Below are 2,427 nucleotides of genomic sequence, written 5' to 3' on the forward strand. Positions count from 1 at the left end.
CCGGGGCGCCCGGGTTCCGCGCCGGACGGCCGGCGACGGCGGCTGGTGTTCGGCGCCGTCGCCGCCGTCGTGCTGATCGCCGCCACGAGCATCGTGATCGTGCTCACCGGCGGCGGTGAGGGCGGCGGGGAGTCGCAGGCGCAGGAAAGCAGCACCGCCCCCTCGACCCCGTCCAGCTCGCCTACACCCATGTCGAGCGCCGTGCCCAACAACGGGGCACCGATCGGTGACTGGGGGCGCGCGGGCCAACTGGTCATCGACTATTACAGCGAACCGGCGAACGAGTGGAACAAGCTGGCCCCCGAAGTCCAGGCGCTGTGGGACGGTCGCCAGGCTCACGAGCGGTACTGGGATGCGCAGGGTGTCGAGTACGCCCAGGACGCCTATGCGTACAAGAAGGAGACCAACGCGGACGGCAGCCTGGATGTCCGGATCCGAATGGTCACGGAGGACGCGGAGCGGGAGATGTACGCCCGCGTCGTCCGACTGAACGGGGAACTGCGCATCGGCAGCGACCCCAGGGTGGAGCACAACCGGAAGCTGTGATCCACGGCCCGGCACCGGTGGGTACCGGGTGTGCTGCCGGGTGCGGGTGGCCTACCGTGGGGGCATGGCCGAGAACCCCGGCGCGGACCGCAACCCGCGGTTCGACGACGACCTCGTCGGGTTGGACCCGCACGACCCGGAGGCGCAGGCGTTCGCCGAGCACCTGGACCGGATGGAGAAGTGCGAGCCCGCGTACACCATCGAGGCGTCCCTGCGCGGCGTGGGCGAGTTCGCCGAGGGCAGCAACCGCGCGGGCGGGCTGCGCTGGTGGGTCGCCGCCGCGATCGTCGTCCTCGTGGTGCTGGGGGTCGTCGTCACGGGCTGGCACTACCTCACCGCTCTGCTGGAGTGGTTGTCCCGGTAGCGGTTCCCGCACGGGTAGCCTGGGGGGCATGGACTCCCGTACACACACGCAGGCAGCCGCGTCCGACCCGTCCGCTCCGAAGGTCGTGAAGTCCGAGCAGGAGTGGCGCCGGCAGCTCGCCCCGGAGGAGTACGCCGTCCTGCGGGAGTCGGGTACGGAACGGCCGTTCACCGGCGAGTACACCGACACCGAGACCGAGGGTGTCTACGAGTGCCGCGCCTGCGGCGCCGAGCTGTTCCGCAGCACCACCAAGTTCCCCAGCCACTGCGGCTGGCCGTCGTTCTACGACCCCGCCGACTCGGACGCCGTGCTGCTGCGCAAGGACCGGTCGATGGGCATGGTGCGCACCGAGGTGCTGTGCGCGAGCTGCCACAGCCACCTCGGGCACGTCTTCGAGGGCGAGGGCTACCCCACCCCCACCGACCAGCGCTACTGCATCAACTCGGTCGCCCTGCGCCTGACCCCTACCGGGGAGTGACCGTCACGGGTCGGTGACCGTCGGGCACGGGTTCTCGTCTTCCGGCCGCGGCCCACGGATGCGGTCCAGGTCGGCGAGAGTGTCGGCCGGGGTGGAACCCGTGCCCCGGTCCGCTGCCACCACGTCGTGCAGAGCGGCGAGGGCCGCCTTCTTCGCGGCCCGTCTCGTCGGCATGCCCGCCCGCTCGTCCATCGGGGTCCGTTCGGCGCTCACGGGAGGGCATGCACGAGATCGCCCGGCTCGACGCGGGGGCCGGTGTAGAAGGGGGTCTCCTCGCGGACGTGCCTGCGGGCCTCGGTGGCGCGCAGGTGGCGCATCAGGTCGACGATGCGGTGCAGCTCGTCGGCCTCGAAGGCCAGCATCCACTCGTAGTCGCCGAGGGCGAACGCGGGAACGGTGTTGGCGCGGACGTCCGGGTAGTCCCGCGCCTCCTTGCCGTGCCCGGCCAGCATCGCCCGCCGCTCCTCGTCGGGCAGCAGGTACCACTCGTAGGAGCGCACGAACGGGTACACGCACACGTATCGGCGCGGTTCCTCCCCGGCCAGGAACGCGGGGATGTGGCTCTTGTTGAACTCGGCGGGCCGGTGCAGGGCGAACTGGCTCCACACCGGGGTGGAGGCCCGGCCGAGCGGGGTGCGGCGGAACCCGTTGTAGGCGGCCTGCAGCTGCTCGGCCTCCTCCGCGTGCCACCAGATCATGTAGTCGGCGTCGGCCCGGAAGCCGGAGACGTCGTACACCCCCCGCACGACCACGCCCTTCGCGTCGAGACCGTCCAGGTACTCCGTGGTCGCGGTGGCCACCGCTCCGCGGTCGTCGGGCAGTGCGCCGGGTTCGGCCCGGAACACCGACCACGCGGTGTAGCGGAGGGTGTTGTTCAGTTCCTCGTAGTTCAGACGCGCCATACCCTCATGGTCCCACCAGGCGACGGGCGGCGGCCTCGCCGGTGGCCACACATGCGGGCACGCCCACACCGTGCAGCGCGGCGCCCGCGACCGCCAGCCCGGGAACGTCGGCGACGGCGTCCTCGATCCGGGCCACC

At 71.7% G+C, this 2,427-nt stretch carries 4 protein-coding genes and 1 pseudogene; 3 read left to right on the forward strand and 2 right to left on the reverse strand.

What is annotated here, in order from left to right; genetic code table 11:
- From SACPADRAFT_RS32530 to msrB, 3 genes and pseudogenes are all read left to right on the forward strand, one after another.
- Positions 1-546, forward strand: a pseudogene (locus tag SACPADRAFT_RS32530) (serine/threonine protein kinase); the annotation flags it as partial.
- A 64-nt stretch (positions 547-610) separates the two neighbouring features.
- Positions 611-910, forward strand: a complete 300-nt coding sequence (locus tag SACPADRAFT_RS0209190; protein WP_028662346.1) for a hypothetical protein — start codon at positions 611-613, stop codon at positions 908-910.
- A 28-nt stretch (positions 911-938) separates the two neighbouring features.
- Positions 939-1,388 carry a peptide-methionine (R)-S-oxide reductase MsrB gene (msrB, locus tag SACPADRAFT_RS0209195; protein WP_007027296.1) on the forward strand — a complete coding sequence of 150 codons (450 nt, stop codon included), beginning with the start codon at positions 939-941 and terminating at the stop codon, positions 1,386-1,388.
- Positions 1,389-1,391: 3 nt separating this feature from the next.
- Here the strand turns inward: msrB and SACPADRAFT_RS0209200 are convergent, their stop codons facing one another.
- Both SACPADRAFT_RS0209200 and hemQ read right to left on the reverse strand, forming a co-directional pair.
- Positions 1,392-1,601, reverse strand: a complete 210-nt coding sequence (locus tag SACPADRAFT_RS0209200) for a hypothetical protein (RefSeq protein ID WP_233357147.1) — start codon at positions 1,599-1,601, stop codon at positions 1,392-1,394.
- Positions 1,598-2,290 carry a hydrogen peroxide-dependent heme synthase gene (gene hemQ, locus SACPADRAFT_RS0209205; RefSeq protein WP_007027294.1) on the reverse strand — a complete coding sequence of 231 codons (693 nt, stop codon included), beginning with the start codon at positions 2,288-2,290 and terminating at the stop codon, positions 1,598-1,600. The genes SACPADRAFT_RS0209200 and hemQ overlap by 4 nt, the downstream gene beginning before the upstream one ends.
- Between the last annotated feature and the right edge of the window lie 137 nt (positions 2,291-2,427).

This window comes from Saccharomonospora iraqiensis subsp. paurometabolica YIM 90007, from assembly GCF_000231035.2.
GTDB classification, from domain to species: Bacteria; Actinomycetota; Actinomycetes; order Mycobacteriales; family Pseudonocardiaceae; genus Saccharomonospora; species Saccharomonospora paurometabolica.

Bases quoted from the DNA above. Each gene is read 5' to 3' on its own strand.
- SACPADRAFT_RS0209190 (WP_028662346.1), top strand. From the start codon at position 611: ATGGCCGAGAACCCCGGCGCGGACCGCAACCCGCGGTTCGACGACGAC.
- msrB (WP_007027296.1), top strand. From the start codon at position 939: ATGGACTCCCGTACACACACGCAGGCAGCCGCGTCCGACCCGTCCGCT.
- hemQ (WP_007027294.1), bottom strand. From the start codon at position 2,290: ATGGCGCGTCTGAACTACGAGGAACTGAACAACACCCTCCGCTACACC.